The sequence below is a fragment of the Pseudomonas sp. AC255 genome (assembly GCF_979258175.1).
This window is the reverse complement of sequence record NZ_OZ409841.1, coordinates 661,875-684,011: the sequence shown is the minus strand read 5'-3', so window position 1 is coordinate 684,011 and position 22,137 is coordinate 661,875. Positions and strand designations below refer to the sequence as shown.

At 60.8% G+C, this 22,137-nt stretch carries 18 protein-coding genes and 1 pseudogene; 12 read left to right on the top strand and 7 right to left on the bottom strand.

Annotated elements, in window-relative coordinates; genetic code table 11:
- Nucleotides 1–405: 405 nt before the first annotated feature.
- Nucleotides 406–1,020, bottom strand: coding sequence for an NAD(P)-dependent oxidoreductase (locus ACZZ0K_RS03280; protein WP_236168295.1), 615 nt, complete (start codon nt 1,018–1,020; stop codon nt 406–408).
- Nucleotides 1,021–1,065: 45 nt separating this feature from the next.
- The gene (locus ACZZ0K_RS03275; RefSeq protein WP_056789950.1) at nt 1,066–1,944 is read right to left on the bottom strand and encodes an MBL fold metallo-hydrolase; all 879 of its coding nucleotides are present in this window, start codon (nt 1,942–1,944) and stop codon (nt 1,066–1,068) included.
- Between the two features lie 113 nt (nt 1,945–2,057).
- Here ACZZ0K_RS03275 and ACZZ0K_RS03270 point away from each other — a divergent pair, with 113 nt between their 5' ends.
- A complete protein-coding gene (locus ACZZ0K_RS03270; RefSeq protein WP_258707128.1) occupies nt 2,058–2,963 on the top strand; it encodes a LysR family transcriptional regulator in 906 nt (301 codons plus the stop codon).
- Nucleotides 2,964–3,181: 218 nt separating this feature from the next.
- Nucleotides 3,182–3,358: a hypothetical protein gene (locus ACZZ0K_RS03265; protein ID WP_016773438.1), complete on the top strand. Its 177-nt coding sequence runs from the start codon at nt 3,182–3,184 to the stop codon at nt 3,356–3,358.
- 130 nt (nt 3,359–3,488) lie between these two features.
- On the opposite strand, the gene ACZZ0K_RS03260 is transcribed toward ACZZ0K_RS03265, so the two are convergent.
- Entirely contained in the window at nt 3,489–4,379 is an 891-nt protein-coding gene (locus ACZZ0K_RS03260; RefSeq protein ID WP_024014136.1) for a helix-turn-helix domain-containing protein, read from the bottom strand.
- 175 nt (nt 4,380–4,554) lie between these two features.
- On the opposite strand from ACZZ0K_RS03260, the gene pobA reads away from it, so the two are divergent.
- Both pobA and ACZZ0K_RS03250 read left to right on the top strand, forming a co-directional pair.
- Complete coding sequence (pobA, locus tag ACZZ0K_RS03255) at nt 4,555–5,748, top strand: 4-hydroxybenzoate 3-monooxygenase (protein ID WP_258707129.1); 1,194 nt, start codon at nt 4,555–4,557, stop codon at nt 5,746–5,748.
- A 78-nt stretch (nt 5,749–5,826) separates the two neighbouring features.
- Nucleotides 5,827–7,344 (top strand): MDR family MFS transporter, encoded by a 1,518-nt coding sequence (locus ACZZ0K_RS03250; protein ID WP_252876818.1) that lies wholly within the window; start codon nt 5,827–5,829, stop codon nt 7,342–7,344.
- Nucleotides 7,345–7,467: 123 nt separating this feature from the next.
- On the opposite strand, the gene ACZZ0K_RS03245 is transcribed toward ACZZ0K_RS03250, so the two are convergent.
- The 4 genes and pseudogenes from ACZZ0K_RS03245 to ACZZ0K_RS03230 form a co-directional block, all read right to left on the bottom strand.
- On the bottom strand, nt 7,468–8,316 hold the full coding sequence (locus tag ACZZ0K_RS03245) for a cache domain-containing protein (protein WP_095181439.1): 849 nt from the start codon (nt 8,314–8,316) through the stop codon (nt 7,468–7,470).
- Between the two features lie 134 nt (nt 8,317–8,450).
- Nucleotides 8,451–9,308, bottom strand: a complete 858-nt coding sequence (locus tag ACZZ0K_RS03240) for an ATPase (protein WP_130910931.1) — start codon at nt 9,306–9,308, stop codon at nt 8,451–8,453.
- A gap of 116 nt (nt 9,309–9,424) precedes the next feature.
- Nucleotides 9,425–10,415: pseudogene (locus ACZZ0K_RS03235) on the bottom strand (NAD-dependent epimerase/dehydratase family protein).
- A gap of 99 nt (nt 10,416–10,514) precedes the next feature.
- The gene (locus ACZZ0K_RS03230) at nt 10,515–11,402 is read right to left on the bottom strand and encodes a LysR family transcriptional regulator ArgP (RefSeq protein WP_056789967.1); all 888 of its coding nucleotides are present in this window, start codon (nt 11,400–11,402) and stop codon (nt 10,515–10,517) included.
- A gap of 96 nt (nt 11,403–11,498) precedes the next feature.
- Between ACZZ0K_RS03230 and ACZZ0K_RS03225 the strand changes: the two genes are divergently transcribed.
- The 8 genes from ACZZ0K_RS03225 (at nt 11,499) to ACZZ0K_RS03190 (ending at nt 22,130) form a co-directional block, all read left to right on the top strand.
- Nucleotides 11,499–12,101 carry a LysE/ArgO family amino acid transporter gene (locus ACZZ0K_RS03225; protein ID WP_016773432.1) on the top strand — a complete coding sequence of 201 codons (603 nt, stop codon included), beginning with the start codon at nt 11,499–11,501 and terminating at the stop codon, nt 12,099–12,101.
- Between the two features lie 176 nt (nt 12,102–12,277).
- Nucleotides 12,278–12,874 (top strand): superoxide dismutase, encoded by a 597-nt coding sequence (locus ACZZ0K_RS03220; protein WP_016773431.1) that lies wholly within the window; start codon nt 12,278–12,280, stop codon nt 12,872–12,874.
- Between the two features lie 328 nt (nt 12,875–13,202).
- Nucleotides 13,203–15,254, top strand: a complete 2,052-nt coding sequence (locus tag ACZZ0K_RS03215) for a putative bifunctional diguanylate cyclase/phosphodiesterase (protein WP_016773430.1) — start codon at nt 13,203–13,205, stop codon at nt 15,252–15,254.
- Nucleotides 15,255–15,464: 210 nt separating this feature from the next.
- Entirely contained in the window at nt 15,465–16,817 is a 1,353-nt protein-coding gene (locus tag ACZZ0K_RS03210) for an imelysin family protein (protein WP_076563990.1), read from the top strand.
- Between the two features lie 274 nt (nt 16,818–17,091).
- Entirely contained in the window at nt 17,092–18,519 is a 1,428-nt protein-coding gene (locus ACZZ0K_RS03205; RefSeq protein WP_463558968.1) for a di-heme oxidoreductase family protein, read from the top strand.
- A 27-nt stretch (nt 18,520–18,546) separates the two neighbouring features.
- Complete coding sequence (locus ACZZ0K_RS03200; RefSeq protein ID WP_041479848.1) at nt 18,547–19,611, top strand: imelysin family protein; 1,065 nt, start codon at nt 18,547–18,549, stop codon at nt 19,609–19,611.
- A gap of 14 nt (nt 19,612–19,625) precedes the next feature.
- Nucleotides 19,626–20,726 carry a DUF1513 domain-containing protein gene (locus ACZZ0K_RS03195; RefSeq protein ID WP_056789981.1) on the top strand — a complete coding sequence of 367 codons (1,101 nt, stop codon included), beginning with the start codon at nt 19,626–19,628 and terminating at the stop codon, nt 20,724–20,726.
- 255 nt (nt 20,727–20,981) lie between these two features.
- On the top strand, nt 20,982–22,130 hold the full coding sequence (locus ACZZ0K_RS03190) for an efflux RND transporter periplasmic adaptor subunit (protein WP_056789983.1): 1,149 nt from the start codon (nt 20,982–20,984) through the stop codon (nt 22,128–22,130).
- Nucleotides 22,131–22,137: the final 7 nt, after the last annotated feature.

Genomic DNA, 22,137 nt, shown 5'->3' with positions numbered 1-22,137 from the left:
TGGGGATACTCAAGAAATTCATCGACCTGACACAGCCACGCCGAATCCATAATCGACACGGTCGTTCAGGTCAATGTGTGACGCAAGACAACTCGGTCGGCTCCCTCTCCCCAGGGAGAGGGAACTGATTGGGGATACTCAAGAAATTCATCGACCTGACACAGCCACGCCGAATCCATAATCGACATGGTCGTTCAGGTCAATGCGTGACCCAAGACAACTCGGTCGGCTCCCTCTCCCCCGGGAGAGGGAACTGATTGGGGATACTCAAGAAATTCATCGACCTGACACAGCCACGCCGAATCCATAATCGACATGGTCGTTCAGGTCAATGCGTGACCCAAGACAACTCGGTCGGCTCCCTCTCCCCCGGGAGAGGGCTGGGGTGAGGGGAAAAGGCTTGACTCAATACCCGACGGTATAACGCTGGCGCGAATGCTTCGGCGTTTCCACTTCGTCAATCAGCGCAATCGCGTAATCGGCAAAGGTGATCCAGCTGCGTCCTTCGGCACTCACCAACAGATGATCCTTGCCGACGCGGAATGTGCCACTGCGCTCACCCTCGACGAACTCCGCCGACGGCGACAAAAAGGTCCAGTCCAGTTCCTGCTCGTGACGCAACGCATCAAGAAACTCAGCACCTGCGCTCGCCTCGGCTTTGTATTCGGCCGGGAAACCGGCACTGTCGATCACCCGCGTGTCATCCGGCAGCAACAGCGAACCGGCGCCGCCGACCACCAGCAAGCGCTTCACGCCCGCCTGCTTCACCGGTCCGACAATCGCCGAGGCCGGGACGGTGGCGAAATGCGCTGCGCTGATCACTGCGTCGTGACCGGCCACCGCCGCTTGCAGCGCCGCCGAATCCAGTACGTCGAGGTTCTTGCTGACGACACCGGCACGGCTGCCGATCTTCGAGGTATCGCGGGCAATGGCGGTGACGCTGTGGCCGCGACGCAGGGCTTCTTCCAGCAATTGGCTACCGGCACGGCCGGTGGCACCAATGATTGCGATCTTGCTCATGACATTCTCCAGTTGGCTTGAAAATGCTGCGTGTTCAGGTTCGGCTTACCACTGCATCTCGCCCTTGGCGACTTTCGCGCTGAGCTCCAGCGAGCTTTCCTCGCCCAGCTGCGGGTAGCGTTTTTTCATCGCCGCGATCAGTGCAGCGGAGTCTTTGGCCTTGGCGGTTTCGGCATCGAAGGCCTTGATGTAATCGGCGGTGAATTTCACGCTGGCCAGCGAGCGGCTGCTGTCACCCAGGTAATGACCGGGCACCACGGTTTGCGGTTTCAGGCTTTCGATGGTGTGCAGGGTGTGCAGCCAATCGGCGTGGGATTGCGCGGTCTGGGTGTCGGCCATCCACACATGAATGTTCTCGGCGACCACTACGCCACCGACCACTGCTTTGAGCGACGGGATCCATACGAAGCTGCGATCCGGTTGCTTGCCGTCGAGGCCGATCACCTGCAATTGCTTGCCTTCGAGGGTCAGACTGTCGCCCTTGAGCACGTCCGGGACGATGGTTTTCGCCGGCACGTCGGCGCCCATTTTCGGCCCCCAGTAGGCCAGTTTGCCGTCGACGGTGTGCTTGATGTGATCGACAGTCGGCTGCGAAGCCAGCACTTTCGCCTGCGGGAATGCCTTGGTCAGGGTGTCGAGGCCAAAGTAGTAATCCGGGTCGCCATGGCTGATGTAGATGGTGGTCAATTGCTTGCCGCTGGCGCGGATCTTTTCCACGACCTGCTCAGCCTGGGATTTGCCGAATTGCGCGTCGACCAGAATCGCTTCTTTCTCACCGCTGACCAGCACCGAGCTGACCGGGAAAATCGCCTGGGTGCCCGGGTTGTAGACATCGAGGCTCAGCTCGGCGGCGGATGCATGGGCGGCAAAGCCGAAAAATGCTGCGGCGAGCAGAACGCGTTTGAAGGGGGTGAAGCCGATCATGTGTTGCTCCGGATTGCGAATGCCAGTCTGGCGATGCAACAGAGCTTAGTTGCCAGACTCAGTACAAAAAATGCGATGCTTGGACATAGTTTGTTTCTGAAAGCGGGCAAATCATGGATCGGCTTCAAGCAATGCGGGTATTCGTCACGGTCGTGGACCTGGGCAGCCAGTCGGCGGCGGCCGACCACCTCGACCTGTCGCGGCCGGTGGTGTCGCGCTATCTGGCGGAGCTGGAAGACTGGGTCGGTGCGCGACTGATGCACCGCACCACGCGCAAATTGAGCCTGACCGCCGCCGGCAGCGAAATCCTCCCGCGCTGCCGGCAGATGATCGACCTGTCGCACGACATGCAGGCCGCCGTCAGCGAACCCCATGACGCGCCGCGCGGATTGCTGCGGATCAGCGTCAGCACCTCGTTTGGCCAGGCGCAACTCGCCGATGCGATGGCGGCATACGTCAAGCTTTACCCCGGCGTGAGCATCGATCTGCAGATGCTCGACCGCACGGTGAATCTGGTCGATGAGCGTATCGATCTGGCGATTCGCACCAGCAATGATCTTGATCCGAATCTGATCGCCCGGCGCCTGACCGTGTGCCGCTCGGTGGTCTGCGCAGCACCGGCGTATCTGCTTGAGCATCCGGCGCCGTTGCGGGTGGAGGAACTGAGCCGACACAACTGCCTGACTCATTCCTATTTCGGCAAGAGCCTGTGGCACTTCGAGGAGGATGGCGATCCGGTTTCGGTGCCGGTGCAGGGCAATATCAGCGCCAACGAGGCCAGCACCCTCCTGCGCGCAACCCTGGCCGGCGCGGGCGTGGCGATGCTGCCGACCTACCAGGCTGGCGTGCATATTCACAGCGGCGAACTGCTGCGTTTGCTGCCACACGCAGAACCGCGCCAGATGAATATCTACGCGGTGTACGCCTCACGCAAACACATGCCGGCGGCACTGCGCAGCATGCTCGACTTTCTTGTGCAGCGCTTTCCCGAGGCCCCGGCCTGGGATGCCGGCCTGTAAACCCGATCCCTTGTGGGAGCGAGCCTGCTCGCGAAGAGGCCAGTACATTCAACATTGATGTCGCTTGGACCACCGCCTTCGCGAGCAGGCTCGCTCCCACATAGGCATCAATTCGCTGAATGGCCGGCTAAATCCTCAAGCGCACTCGCTGGCAAGTACGCGCCGCTGACCTATGCTCAAAGTAATACCGCAAGGTAGACGTTCAGAGGTCGAACACCATGAACATCAAAACAAAAAGATACGCCGCCATCTTCATCACCTGCGCCGCCACACTGGCGCTGTACGGCACCGCTGCCTGGCGGGTCGAGCAGTTGCGCCAGCTGCCGCGTGAGTATGCGAGCTGCAACTATGAGCGGTGTATTCCGCACAATGCCACGCTGAACGCATTGCGCTGATAGACCTGCGCTGGAATGCAACTGCTGTGGGAGCGAGCCTGCTCGCGAATGCGCTGTGTCAGCCAGCCTAGTTGCTGAATGAAAAACCGTATTCGCGAGCAGGCTCGCTCCCACAGGGCTCATCAGCGCATCAGGATTGTTGCTCGGCCTTCAAGCGGTCGCGGAATGCCTTTGGCGAAATCCCCACCCGGCGACGGAACAGGCGCGTGAAGTTGGTTGGATCGGAAAAACCAAGCAACTCCGACATCTCGTAAATCGTCATGCTGGTGTAGGTCAGCAGGCGCTTGGCTTCCAGCAACTGACGCTCGTGCATGATCTGCAACGCCGGTTGCCCGGCCAGTTCACGGCAGGTGCCGTTGAGATGCGACACGGAGATGCCCAGGCGATGGGCGAGGTCTTCGACCTTGACGTGCTGGCGGTAAGTCTCTTCCACCAACTGAATGAAACCGTTGAGGTATTCGCGCTGGCGTTGCGGCCGTTGGCTGGCCTTGTGGCGGACGATCGCCTGGCGGCTGACCCAGACCATGATCACGCTGACCAGCGAATGCATGAGCATTTCCCGCGCCGGTTGATGGCCGTTGTACTCGGCCTGCAACGCTGAAAACAGGCTGTTGAGATAATCGCCATCCTTCCCAGCCGGGTAATTTTCCGCCCGAGCGAGCGCGTGTACCGAATCGCCCAATTGCGCCTGCAAATGATTGATCAGCGGCGTGGCCAAGGTGACGATGAAGCCTTCAACATCCTCGGAAAAACGAAACCCGTGCACCGATAACGGTGGCAGCACCTGAATCGCTGGCGTCTCGAGTTGCGTGCGCTGGCCTTCGATTTCGAGCTCCGCCTGACCTTTGAAAACGAACAGCAGCTGGCACAGATCCGCATGGCGGTGAGGTTTGATTTCCCATTGATGTTCGCGACTGCGCGAGGAAATGGTTTCACAGTGCAGCAAGTCCGGGGTCGGCCAGTCCAGGCTTTCACCGTAGAGCTTGAACACCGGAATAGAAGGCAGGGCAGGCTTGTTCATACTTCAATCCAGGCCTCTGGTTTTTGGGCGATAATCGCACCGATTGGCAGAATGTACAGGTATCGGCTCAGTTTTCACCTTCAATTGACAGACCCGCAAGGGAAAAATGCAAGCACTCGATCCATAAAATCATTCACCGGCTGTTGCTGCGTGAAGCTTGCGAGTCATAAAAACAATGAAAACCCTGAAAACCCAAGTCGCCATTATCGGCGCCGGTCCTTCCGGACTGCTCCTCGGCCAGTTGCTGCACAACGCTGGCATCGAAACCCTGATCCTCGAACGCCAGACGCCTGATTACATTCTTGGGCGCATCCGTGCCGGTGTGCTTGAACAAGGCATGGTAGAGCTGCTGCGTCAGGCCGGCGTCGGTCAGCGAATGGATGCCGAAGGTCTGGTTCATGGCGGCTTCGATCTGGCGCTGGACGGGCGTCAGGTGCACATCGATCTGCACGCTCTGACCGGCGGTAAAACAGTAATGGTCTACGGTCAGACCGAGGTCACCCGCGACCTGATGGCCGCTCGTCGGGACGCGGGGGCACCGACAATTTACCAGGCGAGCAATGTCGTTCCCCACGGCATGAAAAGCGACGAAGCTTTCGTCACCTTCGAAAAGGACGGTGAAAGCTGGCGCGTCGATTGCGATTACATCGCCGGTTGCGATGGTTTCCACGGCGTCGCGCGGCAGTCGATTCCGGCCGATTGCCTGAAGATCTTCGAGCGGGTCTACCCGTTCGGCTGGCTGGGCATTCTCGCCGACACGCCGCCGGTTCACGACGAATTGGTCTATGCCCGCCACGAGCGTGGCTTCGCTTTGTGCAGTATGCGTTCGGCCACGCGTACCCGCTATTACCTGCAAGTCCCGGCGGATGAAAACGTCGACGACTGGAGCGATCAGCGTTTCTGGGATGAGCTGAAAAAACGCCTGCCGGATGCCCTCGCGGAAAAACTGGTGACCGGCCCTTCGATCGAAAAAAGCATCGCGCCGCTGCGCAGTTTTGTCGTCGAGCCAATGCAGTACGGGCGCATGTTTCTCGTCGGCGACGCCGCACATATCGTACCGCCGACTGGCGCCAAGGGCTTGAACCTGGCGGCCAGCGATGTCAGCACGTTGTTCAATATTCTGCTGAAGGTCTATCGCGAAGGCCGCACTGATCTTCTGGAAAAATACTCGGAAATCTGCCTGCGCCGGGTGTGGAAAGCCGAACGGTTTTCCTGGTGGATGACGTCGATGCTGCATCGCTTCGACGAGCACGATGAATTCAGCCAGCGCATCTGCGCTTCGGAACTGGACTATTTTGTCAGCTCGCAAGCCGGGCAAAAAACCATTGCAGAAAATTACGTCGGGCTTCCGTACGAGGCTATCGAATAGCTTCCTACCGACTTACACTGCGAGCATCCACCCGCGCGCGATGGCCGCGCGGGTCCATCAATGCCCGCAGGCTCGCCCGTGACCACTCTCAATCAACCTGAAACGCCCAAACCGGCCATTCGCAGCGTGCTGGTCGCCTTGATGATGGCGATCTTCCTCGGTGCGCTGGACCAGACCATCGTCGCCGTATCGATGCCGGCGATCTCCGCGCAATTCAAGGACGTCAGCCTGCTGGCCTGGGTGATTTCCGGTTACATGGTGGCGATGACCGTGGCGGTGCCGATCTACGGCAAACTCGGCGACCTGTACGGGCGGCGCAAACTGATGTTGTTCGGCATGGGCCTGTTCACCCTCGCCTCGCTGTTCTGCGGCATGGCGCAGAGCATGGAGCAACTGGTGCTGGCGCGGATCCTTCAGGGCATCGGCGCCGGCGGCATGATCTCGGTGAGTCAGGCGATCATCGGCGACATCGTCCCGCCACGTGAACGCGGGCGCTATCAGGGTTACTTCAGCAGCATGTACGCCGTGGCCAGCGTCGCCGGCCCGGTGCTCGGCGGCTACATGACCGAATACCTGTCGTGGCGCTGGGTGTTTCTGATCAACCTGCCGCTGGGGCTTGGCGCGTGGTGGGTGGCACGGCGCAACCTGCGCGGCTTGCCGATTCCGCAGCGCAAACCGGTGATCGATTACCTCGGCACGGTGCTGATGATCATTGGTCTCACGGCGTTGCTGCTCGGCATCACCGAAGTCGGCCAGGGTCATTCATGGCGCAGCGGCGAAGTGCTCGGCCTGTTCGCCTGCGCCGTGGTGGTGCTGGCGCTGTTCGTCTGGCATGAACGCCGTGCACGTGAGCCATTGCTACCGATGCACTTGTTCACCAATCGCAGCGCGCTGCTGTGCTGGTGCACGATCTTCTTCACCAGTTTCCAGGCCATCTCGCTGATCGTGCTGATGCCATTGCGTTTCCAAAGCGTCACCGGCGCTGGCGCCGACAGCGCAGCGCTGCACTTGCTGCCATTGGCGATGGGCTTGCCGATCGGTGCCTATTTCGCCGGCCGCCGCACCTCGATTACCGGACGCTACAAACCGCAGATTCTCACCGGGGCGATCCTCATGCCGATCTCGATTCTCGGCATGGCTTTCAGTCCGCCCCAAGCAACCTTGCTCAGCGGTCTGTTCATGCTGCTCAGCGGCATCGCCGGCGGCATGCAGTTCCCGACCTCGCTGGTCGGCACGCAAAACTCGGTGGAACAACGCGACATCGGCGTCGCCACCAGCACCACCAACCTGTTCCGCTCACTGGGCGGCGCGGTGGGCGTGGCGTTGATGTCGGCGCTGCTGCTGGCGTTGCTGCACGACTCCAGTTTCGCCCACCTGGCGAACAGTTCGCTGATCAGCGAAGGGCATTCGGGCAACGTTCTGCTCGATGGCCTGAACGCCGCACCCGGCGAAGCGCAGAACGCTTTGCGCGCGGAACTGCTGGTGACCTTCCGCCACTTGCTCTGGGTCAGCACGGCAGTGTCGTTGCTGGGGCTGGCAGCGGCGATTGCCATGCCGAACAACCTGCTGCGCGGACGGGAGCATGGCGCGAAATAATTGCCGCAACAAATACCACTGTGGGAGCGAGCCTGCTCGCGAATGCGCGGTGTCAGCCGACACATAGCTGAATGACACACCGCTTCGCGAGCAGGCTCGCTCCCACAAGGGAACGGTGTTCGCTCAAGGGCTGTAGTAACCCACCGCGACGAGGAAATGCCCGACCTTTTTCAGGTACGCATGCTTGTCCTCGATCTTGCCGGTTACCGGGTTTTTCCAGCGGTATTCGTATTCGCCTTCATCCTGCTTGCCGATCAGCGCCAGAATCGGCTCGCCCACTGGCTTGCCTTCCGGGTCCTTGACCTTGCCAAAATCAGTGTTGATCAAGCGCAGATTGGTGCCGTGGGCGACATACCGCTGGTTGTTCAGATCGACCACGAAGACATACAGGTCATCCTGCAGGTATCCGCCCTTGAGCGAGTTGATCGCAACCAGCGTGCCCTTCTCGTCCTTGCCCAGATCCGTCGCGGCTTTGTCCAGCAAGGCCTTGGCCTGCTCAGCCGAAGCCCGTGGCAAGTAGTAACCCACCGCGAGAATGCGCTGCCCGACGCGCTGATAAAACACATGCTTGCGCTCGACCTTGCCGTCGGCCCAATTCTGCCAGCGGTATTCGGCCTGCTGGATGCCGTTGCCTTCCGGCACTTTCAGCGCATCCTTGAACGCCTTCTGCAGATCCGGCCCGAGCACTTCGCTGACATCACGGCCGATCAGCGCCGATGACGGCCCGCCACTGGCAAGCATGACGCCTTTGGTGTCGAGGACGAACACGTAGCGATCCTTGTCGACGAACTCACCCTGGCGGCTGAAGGCGGCGAAGGCCTTGTCGCCATTGTCGTGGTAGTAGGCCAAGGCTTTTTCCAGCAGGGCGATGGCCGCCTGACTGTCATCCTTGGCGGCGGTGGCGGCGCTGGCCTGGCCGAAACCGGCCAGCAGAATCAGGCCGAGCCAGGCCACTTTATGCAAAAACCCCATAGCGCATCCCTCGTTCTTTTTGGTGTCTCAAGAGCGTAGACGGCTTGGGCTGATGTACGAGTATTCAGAATGATGCAGGGGATTACAGACCCCTGTGGTGTGGGGACAAAGCCCTCCGGACAACAGATCAGTCGCTACGGGCGGGAATTGATCTGCTGCTGGAGGTTCTGGATCTGCGCCTGCAAGGTGTTGAGGTTGCGGGTCATCTGCGCGCGGAACGCATCGAACTCGGCGGTATTGCCGCCACCCTGCGGCGCTGCCGGGCGATTGTCCTGCTGACTTTTCAGCACCACGATGTCCTGCTCCAGACGATCGATCGCCGCGCTCGGGTTGCCCTGTTTCTTCAGCGCGGCGATATCGGCACCGAGGCTTTTGAACTGGGCGTCGAAAGCTTTCAACTGCGCATCGACCTTGCTGGTATCGGCCGGGGTGCTTTTGATGGTCGCCAGCTCGGCGCTCAAGGCTTTGACCTGAGCCTGCAACTGCGTATTGGCGTTCTGCTGTTCGGTGGTCTGCGCGGTCATTTGCGCCAGCCGCTTGTCCAGCTCACTGGCCTGCCCGGCCACGCCTTGCTGTTGCTTGCTCTGGTCGAGCAGCTTGCCTTCGAGTTGTTTGATCTGGAGCTTCAGCGCTTCGCTGTCACTGTTGACGTTGCTCTGGCTGGCGACGACCTTGCCGGAAATATCCTGCAGGCGCCCCGCCGCTTCTTCGCTGATGCGGGCGAAGCTTTCCTGGGTGGCGACCAGTTGCTGTTCCATCAGCGAGATCTGCTGGAAGCTCCACCAGGCCAGACCGATGAAGGCGAAAAACAACGCACCGACCAGCGCCCACAGCGGCCCGGTGCTGGCGGCCTTGACCTTGACCACTGGCGCGCTGCGCGAATGCACGGAAGTACGGGGGCTGGGCGCGATGTCATCGTCGTCGAACGGGTCAGCGCGCAGGCTTGGCACGTTATCGAAATCGTCGTCGTGGGCATCGTTTCGCATGGACATTGAGGCAACCTTTGGCAAACGCGGTGATGGCTAAATGCTGCGAAGTATAACCGCCGCAGCCGCAGGCATTGACCCTCAACCCGCAAGGCGGTTCATTGCCGCCCGGCCGAATCGTTTCAACGGATGTCCTGGGCTTTCCACCACGCACAGAATTCATCGAGGGCAGCCCAGAGGCTGACTTTCGGATCGTAGTCGAGATAATGCCGGGCGCGGCTGATGTCGAGGGTGAAATTTTTTCATGACCTGCATGCCCAGGCGCGACAGTGTCGGCTCCGGGCGTCCCGGCCAGAGCATGCACGCGCCTTCGTTGAGCGCGGCGACACTGTACGCGAGACCGTAGGATCGATATTTGCGCACCTGATCGACGTCCATCCGCCGCATCACGTAATTGACCACGTCCCACAGCGGCACCGGCGTACCGTTGCTGATGTTGTAAGCCTTGCCGAGCGCAGAACCTTGCGCCAACAGGCTGCTGAGCATGGCTTCGTTGAGGTTCTGCACGCTGGTGAAATCGACCTTGTTCAAGCCGTCGCCGATGATCGCCAGCCGGCCCTTGCGTTGCATCTTCAGCAGGCGCGGAAAGATGCTCATGTCGCCGGCACCGGTGACGAAACGCGGGCGCAGGGCGATGGTTTCCAGACCGAATTCCTGGGCACCGAAGACTTTCTGCTCGGCCAGATATTTGGTCGCGGCGTAGGGATGCTTGAAGCGTTTGGGCACTTGCTCTTCGGTCAGACCGAGATGGTCGCGGCCATCGAAATAGATCGACGGCGACGACAGATGCACCAGCCGCCGCACCCGCTGCTTGAGGCACGCTTCGACAACGTTTTCGGTGACTTCGACATTGCCCTGATGAAAGTCCTGATAACGCCCCCACACGCCAACCGCACCGGCGCAATGCACCACGGCTTCGACGTCACGGCACAGGTCGCGCACCAGATCGGCGTCGGTCAGATCGCCTGGCACGAACTCGGCGCCCCGGCGCACCAGATGCTCGACGCTCTCGGCCCGGCGACCGTTGACCCGCACTTCAAGGCCCTGCTCCAGGGCGAAACGCGCAAAGCGCCCGCCAATAAAGCCGCTGGCGCCGGTAACCAAAATCTTCATCAAAAACTCCAGGGAAGCAGCTGCAAGCTTCGAGCTTTCAGCTGCAAGTTGAAACGGTGCGTGTTCTTGCCGCTTGCAGCTTGACGCTTGATGCTGCGTTCAAGCCACTAGCCATTGCTTTGACGAGCGCAGCAGTTGCTCGGTCAGTAGATTGAGCAACTGGCCGCCATTGCGCCAATGATGCCAGTACAGCGGCACGTCGATCGGTTTATCTGGCAGCAATTCCCGCAGCACCCCGCGTTGCAATTGCTCGCGCACTTGCAGTTCCGGCACCAGGCCCCAGCCCAGACCGGCTTCGGTCAGGCGGATGAAGCCTTCGGAGGACGGGCATAAATGGTGCTCGAACGCGCCGTCGACACCCAACAGCGCCAGATAGCGATGCTGAAGGAAATCGTCCGGACCAAACACCAGCGCCGGGGTGCGCGGCAGCTGTTCGGCGCGCACGCCATCGGGAAAATGCCGAGCGAGGAAGGCTGGACTGGCCAAGGCGCGATAACGCATGGCGCCGAGCAATACGCTGCGTGCGCCGGCCACCGGCCGCTCGCTGGCACACAGGCATGCGGCCACTTCACCGGCACGCATGCGCTTGAGGCCAACGGTCTGGTCTTCGACGATCAGGTCGAGCAGCAAATGCTGCTCGGCGCAGAAATCGCCGACGGCCTCGGCCCACCAAGTGGCGAGGCTGTCGGCGTTGAGGGCGATGCGCAGGCGATCGGGCAGGCCTTCTTCGTCCAGCGCCGGCACCACTGATTGCAAGTCGCGCTCCAGCAGACGCACCTGCTGCACATGGTTGAGCAAGCGTCGGCCGATCTCGGTCGGCGATGGCGGTGTTTCGCGCACCAGCACTGGCTGGCCGACCCGCGCTTCAAGCAATTTGATGCGCTGGGAGATCGCCGACTGCGACAGGCCGAGCACCTGTGCGGCGCGATCGAATCCGGCCTGCTCGACCACTGCGGCGAGCGCGGAAAGCAATTTATAGTCGAACATCAGTTTTCCTAATGGGCGATCAGCACTATTGGTTTTTCTTATACAGCGTCACACCGGAGAATAGCCAGCAAGCACTCTCTTTCAAGGATCTCTCCCATGTGGCAAAGCTACGTAAACGGCCTGTTGGTGGCGTTCGGCCTGATCATGGCGATCGGCACGCAGAACGCTTTTGTCTTGGCGCAAAGCCTGCGCCGTGAACACCATTTGCCGGTGGCGGCATTGTGCGTAGTGTGTGACGCAATTCTGGTCGCGGCCGGGGTGTTCGGCCTGGCGACGATTCTGGCGCAGAACCCGACCCTGCTGGCGATCGCCCGTTGGGGCGGCGCGACGTTTCTGATCTGGTACGGCAGCCAGGCACTGCGCCGGGCCTGTTCGAAGCAGAGCCTTGAGCAAGGCGAAAACCAGACCGTGCGTTCGCTGCGTGCAGTGATGCTCAGCGCGCTGGCGGTGACCTTGCTCAACCCCCACGTTTATCTCGATACGGTATTGCTGATCGGCTCGCTGGGCGCGCAGCAATCGGTGCCGGGCGCTTATGTGGTCGGTGCGGCGAGTGCATCGTTGCTGTGGTTTTTCACCCTGGCCCTCGGCGCGGCGTGGCTGGCACCATGGCTGGCACGCCCGAGCACGTGGCGCATTCTCGATCTGGTGGTGGCGTTGATGATGTTCGCCGTCGCCGCGCAGTTGATCATCGCCGGATGAATAATTGCCAAAGGCTCTGGAACCTCTATCCCACACAGTTGTTGCGTGGTTAAGGCGCGACCCCGGTGCTATGATCCGAACCCTGCGCCGCAAAGAGTAAAAACTCGCCGGTGCATTTCCGGCCGCCCGTGATCGGCCTTGCGCTCACCGCAACAGACCTGATTAGGAGAATCATCATGGCTTTCGAATTGCCGCCGCTGCCTTACGCACACGATGCCCTGCAGCCGCACATCTCCAAGGAAACCCTGGAGTTCCACCACGACAAGCACCACAACACCTACGTCGTGAACCTGAACAACCTGGTGCCAGGCACCGAGTTTGAAGGCAAGACCCTGGAAGAAATCGTCAAGACTTCTTCGGGCGGCATCTTCAACAACGCCGCTCAGGTCTGGAACCACACCTTCTACTGGAACTGCCTGGCGCCAAACGCCGGTGGTCAACCAACCGGCGCCCTGGCAGATGCCATCAACGCAGCGTTCGGTTCGTTCGACAAGTTCAAGGAAGAATTCAGCAAAACCTCGATCGGCACCTTCGGTTCCGGCTGGGGCTGGCTGGTGAAAAAGGCTGACGGTTCCCTGGCCCTGGCCAGCACCATCGGCGCCGGCAACCCGCTGACCAGCGGCGACACCCCGCTGCTGACCTGCGACGTCTGGGAACACGCTTACTACATCGACTACCGCAACCTGCGTCCGAAGTACGTTGAAGCGTTCTGGAACCTGGTCAACTGGAAGTTCGTGGCCGAGCAGTTCGAAGGCAAAACCTTCACCGCTTAAGGTGCGCGCCAGATGAAAAACCCGGCTTCTGCCGGGTTTTTTATGCCCGGCGCATGGCGTTTCTCGCACGGTAAAAGCAGCTTCGCGCCGTTTGCCGCCAGCCCCCAGCGGTCTACCATCACAGACAGGAAAAAATCTTTGGCCCAGTGCTCAAGTTGAAGGCAATTGCAACCGACACAGTTAATTCAGAGCTATTACTCAAATGACGACATTGCGGCCAGGATCACGGCGACTTTTCCCGTGCCCGATTGTCCCTTTGACTGCCAACCCGGGATTGCCAATACTCATGGCAACTTGACGCTACCCGCACGGAACAAGGAATAACCCTTTGAAGCTGGAACTCAAGAACAGCTTGTCGGTGAAGTTGCTCCGGGTCGTGCTCCTGTCGGCATTGATCGTAGGCGTAGTCTTGAGCTGCGCGCAGATTGTCTTCGATGCCTACAAGACCCGTCAGGCGGTTGCCGGCGACGCCGAGCGCATCCTCGACATGTTCCGCGATCCATCGACCCAGGCCGTGTACAGCCTGGACCGGGAAATGGGCATGCAGGTGATCGAAGGGCTGTTCCAGGACGACGCCGTGCGTCAGGCCTCCATCGGCCACCCCAACGAAGCCATGCTGGCGCAAAAATCCCGCGAACTGCAGCATTCCAATAGCCGTTGGCTGACCGACCTGATTCTCGGCCAGGAACGCACCTTTACCACGCAATTGGTCGGCCGTGGCCCTTACAGCGAATACTACGGCGACCTGAGCATCACCCTCGACACCGCCACTTATGGCGAAGGTTTCATCGTCAGCTCGGTGATCATTTTCATTTCCGGGGTGTTGCGCGCACTGGCGTTGGGGCTGGTGCTGTATCTGGTCTATCACTGGCTGCTGACCAAACCGCTGTCACGAATCATCGAGCACCTCACCGAGATCAACCCGGATCGTCCCAGCGAGCACAAGATTCCGCAGATCAAGGGCCACGAAAAAAACGAGCTGGGCCTGTGGATCAACACCGCCAACCAGTTGCTCGAGTCCATCGAACGCAACACCCACCTGCGCCACGAAGCGGAAAACAGCCTGCTGCGCATGGCCCAGTACGACTTCCTTACCGGTCTGCCGAACCGCCAGCAATTGCAGCAGCAACTGGACAAGATTCTCGTCGATGCCGGCAAATTGCAGCGCCGCGTCGCGGTGTTGTGCGTCGGCCTGGATGACTTCAAGGGCATCAACGAGCAATTCAGCTACCAGACCGGCGACCAATTGCTGCTGGCCCTGGCCGATCGTCTACGTGCCCACAGCGGTCGTCTCGGCGCCCTCGCTCGCCTGGGCGGCGATCAGTTCGCGCTGGTGCAGGCCGACATTGAACAGCCTTATGAAGCAGCAGAACTGGCGCAGAGCATTCTCGATGACCTCGAGGCGCCCTTCGCCCTCGACGATCAGGAAATCCGCCTGCGCGCGACCATCGGCATCACCCTGTTTCCGGAGGACGGCGACAGCACCGAGAAGCTGTTGCAGAAAGCCGAGCAGACCATGACCCTGGCCAAGACCCGCTCGCGCAATCGCTATCAGTTCTATATCGCCAGCGTCGACAGCGAGATGCGCCGTCGTCGCGAGCTGGAAAAAGATTTGCGCGATGCGCTGATCCGCGACCAGTTCTACCTCGTCTATCAGCCGCAGATCAGTTATCGCGATCACCGCGTGGTTGGCGTCGAAGCGCTGATTCGCTGGCAACATCCGGAACACGGGCTGGTGCCGCCGGACCTGTTTATTCCGCTGGCCGAACAGAACGGCACGATCATCGCCATCGGCGAGTGGGTGCTCGATCAGGCCTGCAAGCAATTGCGCGAGTGGCACGATCAGGGTTTTGTCGATTTGCGCATGGCGGTCAATCTGTCCACCGTGCAACTGCACCACGCCGAGCTGCCACGGGTGGTCAACAACCTGTTGCAGATGTACCGCTTGCCGCCGCGCAGTCTGGAACTGGAAGTCACCGAAACCGGCCTGATGGAAGACATCACCACCGCCGCCCAGCATCTGCTCAGCCTGCGCCGCTCCGGTGCGCTGATCGCGATCGACGACTTCGGCACCGGCTACTCGTCCCTCAGTTATCTGAAAAGCCTGCCGCTGGACAAGATCAAGATCGACAAGAGCTTCGTTCAGGACCTGCTCGATGACGACGATGACGCGACCATCGTTCGGGCGATCATCCAGCTGGGCAAGAGCCTTGGCATGCAGGTGATTGCCGAAGGCGTGGAAACCGCCGAGCAGGAAACCTACATCATTTCCGAGGGTTGCCACGAAGGTCAGGGCTACCACTACAGCAAACCGCTGCCAGCGCGGGAGCTGGGTATTTACCTCAAGCAGGCGCAACGCAGCAACGCGGCTATTTTATAAGATCGCAGCCTTCAGCAGCTCCTACATTTGAAATGCGTTCGTCCTGCAGGAGCTGACGAGTGAAACGAGGCTGCGACTTTTGATTTTCATGCGCAAATAAGAAATATTTCCAAGCACGCCTTTACACATAATGCGAAAGATTTGCATTATGTCGCAGTTTTGCGCGCCCCCGGCGCCAGTCCATTCAACTACCGAAGCAGGATGTTCGCCATGATTCGTATGCCTCTGGCTACCGCCAGTCTGCTGGCCATCGCTATTTCCCTCGCCGGTTGCGGCGAAGGCAAGGACAAAGAAAAAGCCTCCGAAATGACTCCGGCTTCCAGCAGCGCTGCTCCAGCCCCTGCCGCTGCACCGGCTCCTGCTGCCGGTAAAGTTGACGATGCTGCCGCCAAGGCCGTGGTCGCGCACTATGCCGACATGGTCTTCGCCGTTTACAGCGATGCCGAATCCACTGCGAAAACCCTGCAAACTGCGGTCGACGCGTTCCTCGCCAAGCCGAATGCCGACACCCTCAAAGCCGCCAAGGCTGCCTGGGTCGCCGCGCGCGTGCCGTACCTGCAGAGCGAAGTGTTCCGCTTCGGCAACACCATCATTGACGACTGGGAAGGTCAGGTTAACGCCTGGCCGCTGGACGAAGGCCTGATCGACTACGTCGACAAATCCTACGAGCACGCACTGGGTAACCCGGGCGCCAGCGCCAACATCATCGCCAACACCGAAGTGCAGGTCGGCGAAGACAAAGTCGACGTGAAAGAGATCACCCCGGAAAAACTCGCCAGCCTCAACGAGCTGGGCGGTTCCGAAGCCAACGTCGCCACCGGCTACCACGCGATCGAATTCCTGCTCTGGGGCCAGGATCTGAACGGCACCGGCCCTGGCGCTGGCAACCGTCCGGCTTCGGACTACCTGGAAGGCGCCGGCGCCACCGGTGGTCACAACGAGCGTCGTCGCGCCTACCTGAAAGCCGTGACCCAACTGCTGGTCAGCGATCTGGAAGAAATGGTCGCCAACTGGAAGCCGAACGTGGCCGACAACTACCGCGCCACCCTGGAAGCCGAGCCAGGCGAAACCGGCCTGCGCAAAATGCTCTTCGGCATGGGCAGCCTGTCCCTGGGTGAACTGGCGGGCGAGCGCATGAAGGTTTCCCTGGAAGCCAACTCCCCTGAAGACGAGCAGGATTGCTTCAGCGACAACACCCACTACTCGCACTTCTACGACGCCAAAGGCATTCGTAATGTTTACCTGGGCGAGTACACCCGTGTTGACGGCACCAAGATGACCGGCGCCAGCCTGTCGTCGCTGGTGGCCAAGGCCGACCCGGCTGCCGACACCGCGCTGAAAGCCGATCTGGCCGCGACCGAAGCGAAGATCCAGGTCATGGTCGATCACGCCAACAAGGGTGAGCACTACGACCAGTTGATCGCTGCCGGCAACACCGCTGGCAACCAGGTCGTTCGCGACGCCATCGCCGCGCTGGTCAAGCAGACCGGCTCGATCGAAGCCGCTGCGGGCAAACTGGGCATCAGCGACCTGAACCCGGACAGCGCCGATCACGAATTCTGATCGCAGCGTCCGCGTCAAAAAGAGGCGACCTTCGGGTCGCCTTTTTCATACCCCATGTTCACAGTCCCCTGTAGGAGCTGCCGAAGGCTGCGATCAGTTGATCTTGATTTTTGAAGATCAAAATCAACAGATCGCAGCCTTCGGCAGCTCCTACAGGGGTTTGCATCGCTCTGCAGATTTGCGCTGTATCAAGCAAACGATAATTCCTCTTATTCAAACTCCCTCGCCCTGTTAGACTTTGCGCCTTCATTTTTGCCCGTCCGCAGGATGTCTGATGCCCTCGCTGCCTCTTCGCTTGTCCGCACTGTTGCTGGCCCTGGGCCTGAGTGCCTGCGATGACGCCCCGCGTTTCACCAAGGCCGAGCCGGGGGAAGCGCGTTCGGGCGGTGCGGCGACCGTGCGCAAGAGCGATCAGAACGCCTTCTCCCTACCATCGGCCAACTTGCCGCCCTCGCGGCGCGTGGACTTCAGTGTCGGCAACAGTTTCTTTCGCAGCCCGTGGGTGATCGCGCCGTCGACCACCACGGCGCGCGACGGTCTCGGCCCGTTGTTCAATACCAACGCCTGCCAGAATTGCCACATCAAGGACGGTCGCGGTCATCCGCCGGCACCTGATGCAAGCAATGCAGTGTCGATGCTGGTGCGCCTGTCGATTCCCGACGCGCCGCAATACGCCAAAGTCATCCAACAGCTCGGCGTAGTGCCGGAGCCGGTATATGGCGGGCAGTTCCAGGACATGGCCGTGCCCGGCGTTGCCCCGGAAGGCAAGGTGCGGGTGGACTACACGCCGGTGCCCGTACGCTTCAAGGACGGCACTGAGGTCGAGCTGCGCAAACCGACCTTGCAGATCACTCAACTCGGTTACGGGCCGATGCACCCGGACACGCGTTTTTCCGCGCGGGTGGCGCCGCCGATGATTGGTCTGGGCCTGCTCGAAGCCATCCCTGAGCAAGCGATCCTCGCCAACGCCGCCGCCCAGGCGAAAGAGAGCAACGGCATCAATGGCCGACCCAACCAGGTCTGGGATGACCAGTTGCAGAAAACCGTCATCGGCCGGTTCGGCTGGAAAGCCGGGCAACCGAATCTCAATCAACAGAATGTTCATGCGTTCTCGGGGGACATGGGCCTGACCACCAGCCTGCGCCCGTTCGACGATTGCACCGAGGCGCAGACTGCCTGCAAACAGGCGCCGAACGGCAATGGTCCCGACGGCGAACCGGAAGTCAGCGACAACATTCTGCGTCTGGTGCTGTTCTACAGCCGCAATCTCGCAGTGCCGGCGCGCCGTGGCGTCAACGATCCACAAGTGCTGGCCGGCAAGAATCTGTTTTTCCAGGCCGGTTGCCAGTCGTGCCACACGCCTAAATACACCACCGCCGCCGATGCCGCCGAACCGGAATTGGCCAATCAGGTGATTCGTCCGTACAGCGACTTGCTGCTGCATGACATGGGCGAAGGCCTGGCGGACAACCGCACGGAATTCAAGGCCTCCGGCCGAGACTGGCGCACGCCGCCGTTGTGGGGGATCGGTCTGACGCAAGCGGTCAGCGGTCACACCCAGTTTTTGCATGACGGTCGCGCACGCAACCTGCTCGAAGCGGTGCTCTGGCATGGCGGCGAGGCGACGGCGGCGCAGCAACAGGTTTTGTCTTTCAATGCCGAGCAGCGCGCTGCGTTGCTGGCTTTTCTGAACTCACTTTAAATACTGTAAAAGCATCGGGAGCCCGACATGTTCCGTCCCAAGTTACTGTTCACCAGCCTTGCCGCGCTCGCCCTCGGCGCCTGCTCGCCGCAGGACCCGCAAGCGGTCACTTCGGCGGCGATCGCCAAATCGGTGATCCTGCCGACCTACACTCGCTGGGTCGAAGCCGACAAGCAACTGGCGGTCAGCGCCCTCGCCTACTGCCAGGGCAAAGAGACTCTGGAAACCGCCCGTGCCGACTTCCTTCACGCGCAGAAAGCCTGGGCCGAGTTGCAACCGCTGTTGATCGGGCCGCTGGCCGAGGGCAATCGCTCGTGGCAAGTACAGTTCTGGCCGGACAAGAAAAATCTCGTCGGCCGTCAGGTCGAGCAACTGGTCGTCGCCCAGCCGCAGATCGATGCCGCCGCACTGGCCAAATCCAGCGTCGTGGTGCAGGGCCTGTCGGCTTACGAATACATCCTCTTCGACGCCAAGCCTGACGTCGCCAACGACGCGCAAAAAGCCAAATACTGCCCGCTGCTGATCGCCATCGGCGAACGCCAGAAGCAACTGGCCGAAGAAATCCTGCAGGGCTGGAACAACACCGACGGCATGCTCGCGCAGATGAGCAAGTTCCCTAACCAGCGCTACGCCGACTCCCACGAAGCGATCGCCGATCTGCTGCGCGTACAAGTGACTGCACTGGATACCCTGAAGAAAAAACTCGGCACGCCGATGGGCCGGCAGAGCAAGGGCGTGCCGCAGCCGTTCCAGGCGGATGCGTGGCGCAGCCAGTCGTCGCTGTCGGCGTTGGAAGCCAGCCTTGCCGCAGCCAAAACCGTCTGGGAAGGCGTCGACAACAAAGGCCTGCGCGGTCTGCTGCCGGCCGAGCAGAAACCCTTGGCGGACAAGATCGATGCTGCTTACGCCGCCTCGCTGAAGCTGTTCGACAGCACCCAGCGTTCGCTCGGCGAAATGCTCGAGGACGACGCCGGGCGCCAGCAACTCAACGATATCTACGACAGCCTCAACGTCGTCCATCGCCTGCATGAAGGCGAGCTGGCCAAGGCGCTGGGCATCCAACTGGGCTTCAACGCCAACGACGGTGACTGATGAGGGCGAGTGCCATGCTGCGACGTCAGGTTCTGACTTTAGGTAGTGCACTGCTGGGAGCAGTGACGCTGGGCGGCTGGACGCTGTTCAAACGCAAGGATCAGAGCCCGCTGTTGCTGTCGGCGCGCGACGATACTGACGGCAAGCATTACGCCGTCGGCTATCGGCTCGACGGTACGCGGGTGTTCGCCACCCACGTCGGCCAGCGTTGTCACGACATCATCAATCATCCGACGCAGCCGCTGGCGCTGTTCGTCGCGCGGCGTCCGGGAACCGAGAGTTACCTGATCGACCTGCGCGACGGCAAGCTGCTGCAGACCGTGACCTCGCAGCCGGACCGGCACTTCTACGGCCACGCCGTGGTGCACAAGGACGGCGAATACCTGTACGCCACCGAGAATGACACGAGCGATCCCGGCCGTGGCCTGCTCGGTGTGTACAAGTTCGAAGGCGAACGGCTGGTGCACACGGGCGAGATTTCCACTCACGGTCTCGGCCCGCATCAGGTGTCGTGGATGCCAGACGGCGAGACGCTGGTGGTGGCCAACGGCGGGATTCGCACCGAGGCGGAAAGCCGCGTCGACATGAACCTTAACGCCATGGAACCGAGCCTGGTGCTGATGCAGCGCGACGGCACGTTGCTGAGCAAGGAAACCCTCGCCCAGCAGATGAACAGCGTCCGCCACCTGGGCATCGCCAGTGACGGCACCATCGTTGCCGGTCAGCAATTCATGGGGCCGTCCCACGAGCGCTCGGAGCTGTTGGCGATCAAGCGACCGGGACAAGCGTTCGTGGCGTTCCCGGTGGCCGAGCAGCAGTTGCAGGCGATGGGGCACTACACTGCCAGCGTCGCGGTGCACAGCGATCTGCGTCTGGTCGCGTTGACGGCACCGCGCGGCAATCGCTTCTTTATCTGGGATCTGGACAGCGGCGAACTGCGCCTCGATGCGCCTTTGCCTGATTGCGCCGGTGTCGGTGCGGTAAAGGATGGCTTTGTCGTGACCTCGGGGCAGGGCCGTTGCCGTTACTACGATTGCCGCCAGGAACAACTGCTGGCCAAGCCGCTGGAATTGCCGGCGGGGCTCTGGGACAACCATCTTCATCTGATGGCCTGATACCCCCCATTTTTGAGATGGCCCCCCATCCTGTGGCGAGGGGATTTATCCCCGTTGGGTGGCGCAGCCGCCCTTAAAACTGCAATTGCGGTATGACTGAAGGATTCAGGGGGCCGCTTCGCAGCCCAACGGGGATAAATCCCCTCGCCACAGGGTTCATATCCGGCCTTCACGTAATAACTGCCAGTTGGAATCCCCACCTGACTCGGAGTAATGTGCCCGCCTGTCTCATGATTTATCCAAGGAACTGGACATATGCTGCGTCGCCGCATGCTGATCATGTTGGGTGTTGTTTTGCTGATCGTCCTGGTACTGGGCGGATACAAAGCCTTTTCGATCTACACGATGATCCAGGGCTTTTCCAAGCCCAAGCCGCCGATCAGTGTCGCCGTGGCCACTGCCGGCGAACAGCCGTGGCAGATGCGCCTGCCCACCGTCGGCACGCTCAAGGCGCTGCAAGGTGTCGATTTGAGTCTGGAAGTCGCCGGCACCGTCACTGAACTCAAATTCGAATCCGGGCAGAAGGTCAAGGCCGGACAGCCGTTGCTGCAACTCGACAGCGCCGTCGAATCCGCCCTGCTGGAAACTGCCCGCGCCGACCTCGGCCTGGCGCAACTGGACTTCGGCCGTGGCGCGCAACTGGTCGACAGCCGTGCGATCTCCAAAGGCGAGTACGACCGCCTCTCCGCCGTGCTGCAAAAGAACAAGGCCACGGTCAATCAGCTCAACGCATCGCTGGCGAAAAAGCGCATCCTCGCGCCGTTCAGCGGCACTATCGGCATCCGTCAGGTCGATGTCGGCGACTACCTCGCCAGCGGTACCAAAATCGCCACGCTGCAAGACTTGAGCAGCCTTTACGCCGACTTCTACGTGCCCGAACAAGCGGTGCCGAAACTCGCTATCGGCCAGCCCGTGCAGTTCACCGTCGCCGCTTATCCGGGACAGAACTTTGCCGGCAAGATCAGCGCGATCAACCCGATCGTCGAAAGCACCACGCGTAATATTCTGGTCCGCGCCACCCTCGCCAACCCCGACGGCAAGCTGCTGCCGGGGATGTTCGCCAGCCTTGAAGTGCTGCTGCCGAATCCGCAGAAGCACATCGTCGTGCCGGAAAGCGCGATCACCTACACCCTGTACGGCAACTCGGTTTACGTGGTCGGGCAGAAGAAGGCCGAGGACGGCAGCGTCGCCAAGGATGACAACGGCCAACCGCTGCTGATCGCCGAACGTCGTTTCGTCGAGACCGGTGAACGCCGCGATGGCCTGGTGATGATCAACAAGGGCGTGCAGAGCGGCGAACAAGTGGTGACGGCTGGCCAGATCAAACTGGACAACGGTGCCCCTATCGCCATCAGCGACGACAAGACCCTCGGCGAGCAGAACAGTCCGCCTCGCGCCGACTGATCAAGGA

Bases quoted from the DNA above. Each gene is read 5' to 3' on its own strand.
- ACZZ0K_RS03260 (WP_024014136.1), bottom strand. From the start codon at position 4,379: ATGAACAAGCCTGCCCTGCCTTCTATTCCGGTGTTCAAGCTCTACGGT.
- ACZZ0K_RS03195 (WP_056789981.1), top strand. From the start codon at position 19,626: ATGCTGCGACGTCAGGTTCTGACTTTAGGTAGTGCACTGCTGGGAGCA.
- ACZZ0K_RS03210 (WP_076563990.1), top strand. From the start codon at position 15,465: ATGATTCGTATGCCTCTGGCTACCGCCAGTCTGCTGGCCATCGCTATT.
- ACZZ0K_RS03245 (WP_095181439.1), bottom strand. From the start codon at position 8,316: ATGGGGTTTTTGCATAAAGTGGCCTGGCTCGGCCTGATTCTGCTGGCC.
- ACZZ0K_RS03240 (WP_130910931.1), bottom strand. From the start codon at position 9,308: ATGTCCATGCGAAACGATGCCCACGACGACGATTTCGATAACGTGCCA.
- ACZZ0K_RS03280 (WP_236168295.1), bottom strand. From the start codon at position 1,020: ATGAGCAAGATCGCAATCATTGGTGCCACCGGCCGTGCCGGTAGCCAA.
- ACZZ0K_RS03200 (WP_041479848.1), top strand. From the start codon at position 18,547: ATGTTCCGTCCCAAGTTACTGTTCACCAGCCTTGCCGCGCTCGCCCTC.
- ACZZ0K_RS03205 (WP_463558968.1), top strand. From the start codon at position 17,092: ATGCCCTCGCTGCCTCTTCGCTTGTCCGCACTGTTGCTGGCCCTGGGC.
- ACZZ0K_RS03270 (WP_258707128.1), top strand. From the start codon at position 2,058: ATGGATCGGCTTCAAGCAATGCGGGTATTCGTCACGGTCGTGGACCTG.
- ACZZ0K_RS03230 (WP_056789967.1), bottom strand. From the start codon at position 11,402: ATGTTCGACTATAAATTGCTTTCCGCGCTCGCCGCAGTGGTCGAGCAG.
- ACZZ0K_RS03190 (WP_056789983.1), top strand. From the start codon at position 20,982: ATGCTGCGTCGCCGCATGCTGATCATGTTGGGTGTTGTTTTGCTGATC.
- ACZZ0K_RS03275 (WP_056789950.1), bottom strand. From the start codon at position 1,944: ATGATCGGCTTCACCCCCTTCAAACGCGTTCTGCTCGCCGCAGCATTT.
- ACZZ0K_RS03220 (WP_016773431.1), top strand. From the start codon at position 12,278: ATGGCTTTCGAATTGCCGCCGCTGCCTTACGCACACGATGCCCTGCAG.
- ACZZ0K_RS03265 (WP_016773438.1), top strand. From the start codon at position 3,182: ATGAACATCAAAACAAAAAGATACGCCGCCATCTTCATCACCTGCGCC.
- pobA (WP_258707129.1), top strand. From the start codon at position 4,555: ATGAAAACCCTGAAAACCCAAGTCGCCATTATCGGCGCCGGTCCTTCC.
- ACZZ0K_RS03225 (WP_016773432.1), top strand. From the start codon at position 11,499: ATGTGGCAAAGCTACGTAAACGGCCTGTTGGTGGCGTTCGGCCTGATC.